Annotated in this window: 3 protein-coding genes; all 3 read right to left on the bottom strand. The window is 64.8% G+C overall.

What is annotated here, in order from left to right:
- Positions 1-253: 253 nt before the first annotated feature.
- Positions 254-1630: a glycoside hydrolase family 43 protein gene (locus tag AC1DU6_RS21255; RefSeq protein ID WP_477859409.1), complete on the bottom strand. Its 1377-nt coding sequence runs from the start codon at positions 1628-1630 to the stop codon at positions 254-256.
- Between the two features lie 191 nt (positions 1631-1821).
- Positions 1822-3294, bottom strand: coding sequence for a tryptophan halogenase family protein (locus AC1DU6_RS21260; RefSeq protein WP_477859413.1), 1473 nt, complete (start codon positions 3292-3294; stop codon positions 1822-1824).
- 155 nt (positions 3295-3449) lie between these two features.
- Positions 3450-4484 (bottom strand): TonB-dependent receptor domain-containing protein (locus tag AC1DU6_RS21265; protein ID WP_477859414.1); only part of this gene is annotated, 1035 nt, incomplete at its 5' end.

Consider the following 4484-nt stretch of genomic DNA (forward strand, 5'->3'; position numbering starts at 1 on the left):
GCGCCATCAGCAGGGGAAAGATCGGGCGGTTCATGAGACGCGCGGGAGAGCCGGCGGAACGGCGGCCCAGGCTGCCAGCGTGTGTGTTCATGTTTTGTCTCTGGAGTAGTTATTGCGAGTCCAGCGCCGTAAAGGCAGCAGCAACGGCCTGAAGCAGCGCACGGCGCGACAGCGAGGAAGCGTCAGCTGCGGCGACGGAAATCTCGTTCTTCTTTATCGCTCAGATCCGGGAGCGGCTTCAGGGTCGCAGGCCTCACTTGCGCTCGAAGCGCCAGTGATCGAACTCAAACATCGTCGGCTCGCCTTGACCCCTGAAGATGAGGTAGAGGTCGTGCACAYCCGTGGCGCCCGAGACCGGCACGCTTTGCTGCCGCCATTGATCCCGGCCGCCAGTGCGGGCCACCGTCAAGGTGCCGAGATGCGGGCCTTCGACACTGTCAAGCCGCAACTCGATCTTGCCGCCGTCCATTTCGCTGGCCACGTTGGCGACGAAGCGTGATGCGCCCTTGCTGCCGAAGTCGACGCCGTTGACCTTGATGTAGCTCAGATCGGTGATGCGAGTGACATACATGCCGACCTTGTCACTGCGCGCGGTCTTGATGCCAGGCGCCCAGTCGAACGGGCGATCCCGATCGCGCTTCAGGCGGGACGTCCAGGCCATGGTCTCGGCCTCCACGCGTTCGTAGGGCGACAAGGGTTTGAGCGGAGCGACGCCGACGTTGTCCCACCAGGGGAGCATGTTGATGGTGCCGTCCGCGTTGTAGTCGAACCGGGTCACGGTGACGGAGCGGCGTTCGCGATGGATGGGCGTGTCGGCAAAGTTCAGCCGGTAGTTGAACCCGAACAGGTAGGACCCACCCATGTAGTCGACGATGCCCGGGTGGTTGCCGGTTGAGTTGGCGTTGTGGTCCATGATGTCGCCCTTGTAGACCCAGGGGCCGGTGGGCTTGTCGCTCATGGCGTAGCCAATGCCTTCGGAGCAGCAACTCGACGCGTAGGCCATGTAGTACTTGCCCTGGCGCTTGTAGAACCAGGGGCCTTCCTGGTAGTTGCGCGGCTTGCCCTCGGCCTGCTGGATCTCGCCGCTGTAGGAGATCATGTCCGGGTTCAGCTTCACGTAGTACAGGTTCGGATTGCCCCAGTACATATAGGCCTGCCCGTCGTCGTCGACAAAGACCRTGGGGTCGAAGTAGCCGATGCCCTTGTCGATCAGCGGCTTGCCCAGGGCATCCTTGAACGGCCCCTCAGGCCTGTCGGCCACGGCGACGGCAATCACGCTCTTGGGCCAGCCCGGTACGCTCACCGACGCATAAAGGTAGAACTTGCCATCGCGCTCGACCACCTGGGAAGCCCAGGCATCGTTGTCCTGCACCGCCCAGGGAAAGGTCGCCAGCGACGCCACGACGCCCTTGTCGGTCCAGTTCGACATGTCGGTCGACGTGTAGAGACGCCAGTTGCGCATCTTGAAGTCGCGGGCTTCGTCCTCGTCCTGCCCGGTGTAGAGGTAGACAACCCCCTTGTGCACCAGCGGTGCCGGATCGGCGGTGAAGCTGGTCTGGACGACGGGGTTCTCGGCCTGGCTCGGCTGCGGCCAGACGCAGGCCTGGACAAGCGCCAGGAGCGCAAGCACGCGCGCAATCATGGGAAACCTCGATTCGGAACGATGCGGAGCGGCGAAACGGCCATCCGCTGGGAAAACTACGGGCGATTTCGACCCCTGCCACATGGCGCTTCACCTTTCAGGTTGCTCAGTTCGAGCTGACGCCAGCGGGCGTGCAGATGGTTTGTCTCGTGGCCGTATGAGCGCAGACGRGCCAGGGATCAGCCCAGCATCTTGAGCAGCATGCGATGGTGCTGCGGCATGCGCGCCACCGAGGCTTCGATGGCCTTGCGACGCTGGTCCAGCGCCTGCATGGCCCGCTCCGGCGAAATCTCCGCGAAGACCGGATCGTTGCGCTCCGGCCAGTGCTCCATGCCGGCGTGGATGGCCAGCCAGCTGGTGGCGTCGAACCCCTCTTCGTCGTACTCATGCAGCACGCCGTAGCGACGCCACAGCTCCATCCGGAAGGCCAGCGTCTCTGGCAGCTCCATCGATGACACGTGCCGCCACAGCTCGCTGTCGCGGCGGCGGGTCAGGCAGTAGTGCAGGATGATGAAGTCGCGGATGCGCGCGAAGCGGCGAGCCGCGCCGTCGTTGAACAGGGCCCGGTCGTTCTCGTCCACCGGCCGGCCGGCGGTCAGCAGGGTCATGAGACGGCTGATGCCGTCCTGGATCAGGTAGATGCTGGTGGACTCGAGCGGCTCCAGGAAGCCGGAGGACAGGCCGATGGCGACGACGTTGTGCACCCAGAAGCGCTCGCGGTGGCCGGTGGTGAAGCGCARCARCCGCGGYTCGSCSAGSGGCTTGCCGTCSAGCYGSKSCAGCAGYTGWTCGCGGGCRCGGTCGGCGTCGATGAAGCGGCTYGAGAASACGTGGCCATGACCGGTGCGGTTCTGCAGYGGRATGCGCCACGCCCAGCCCCCTTCCAGCGCCGTGGCCTGGGTGTACGGSGCCAGTTCCTCGCCGACCCGCTCSGTGGGRCAGGCCCAGGCRCCGTCGACGGGCAGCCAGTGGCTGAAGTCGACGAAGGGCTCKKCCAGCGYCTGGCCCAACARCARGGAACGAAAGCCCGAGCAGTCGACGAACAGGTCRCCYTCGATGCGCCGGCCGTCCTCCAGCTGCACGGCGGCCACGCCRCCATCGGCACGGCGRGACACGTCGGTGATGCGTCCCAGCGTGTGGCGGGCACCRCGCTGCACGGCCARTTTGCGCAGGAAGGCRGCGTACTGGACRGCRTCGAAGTGGTAGGCGTACTTGAACTGCGCCTGCTCGTCGGGCAGCACGAAGCGSCCCTTCATCGCCATCACCGTCGGCACGCACTGCACGCCCAGCGGYTCGGTCAGCCCCATGCGGCGGTGCTGGCCCCACAGCGTCTGCGAACCGAACAGGTTGCCGAAGTGRCCGAAGGTGTGGAAGTARTCCTTGCCCACGTCCAGCCAGTCGCARAAGCGGATGCCCAGCTTGTAGGTGCCGTTTGTGGCGCGCAGGAAATCGCGCTCGTCGATGCCGATCAGCTGGTTGTAGTTGCGGATGGACGGGAAGGTGGCCTCACCAACGCCGACGATGCCGATCTCCTCGGACTCGACCACCTCGACGGTGGCGCGGCCCTTCAGCCCGGTGACCAGCGCCGCGGCCACCATCCAGCCGGCGCTGCCACCGCCCACGACGACGATGCGATCAACTTTCTGCGTCATAGAAACCCTGCGAAGTTCTTGGGCGCCTTGAACGACCTGCGCCGACGTCAATCATTGCCATCTCTGGCCATGCGCGGCGCCGATCCACACGAGTGGGCATGCCGCCCGGACAGCCCGTCCGGGCGGCATGCAGTGACGCCGCGTCAGGGACCGCGTCAGAACTCGTAACGTGCGCTCAGCGAGTAGCTGCGGCCAGGGTAGAACCACGCACGTCCCATCACGCCGATGTGCTGCTGCTGCGTCTGGCGGACGATGACGTTGTTCAGGTTCGTCACGTTGAGGGACACGCCGAGCGCGTCGGTGACCCTGTAGTTGACGCCGGCGTCCCACTGGCCGAAAGCCTCCTGCCATACCGGCAGGCCCCAGCCCACATCCCGGGCACCTGGGCGCGACGGGTCCGCGCTCGTCGCGTCGTCGCCGCGCGTGCCATTGGCATCCGCCGCCTGCAGGATGCGGCTGTGCCAGTTGTAGGCCAGCCGCGCCGACAGCGGACCGCGGTCATACATCAGCACGAAGTTGGCCGCGTTCTTGGCCATGTAGGGCAGCGGCAGATCAGTGAACGGCAGGCCGTTCGTGTCGCAGCCGAACAGGTGCAGCGTGCCATTCGTCGTCGCTCTGCCTGCATCGCAGTAGGGGTTGTAGATCTGCTTGTACAGGCTTTGCTTGGCATCGATGTAGGTGTAGTTGACCGACACGCCGATGCCCTTGGCCCACTCCGGCAGCACGCCTTCCAGGAACGCGAGCTTGTCCAGGTAGGTCATGCCCGCAACCTCCAGACCGCTGACCTTGGCTTTGCCCACGTTGTCCGGCCCGGTGATCGCGAAGAGCTGCGGAGTGCCGGTGTTGGTGTTGTAGGCACGGCTGTAGACGCTGTTCATGATGACGTCCTTGACATCCTTATGGAACACCGTGCCCGTGATGGACTGGCCGTCGCGCGGGTACCACTCCAGCGCCAGGTCGTAGCTGTTGGCCGTGATCGGCTTGAGCTTGACGTTGCCGGTGTTCTCTCCGGTGTAGGTGAGCGTCCCTTTCTGCTCGTCGTAGTTCTGGAACAGCTTGATGTACTCACCCAGCTGGTTGAAGCCAGGTCGGTTCATGCTCTGGGCCATTGCCAGGCGCGCCTGCAACCTGTCGGTGAAGTTCATCTTCAGATTGAGAGACGGCAACACCTTGACGAACTCGTTCTGCAC

It is taken from the genome of Roseateles sp. P5_B10 (genome assembly GCF_056400485.1).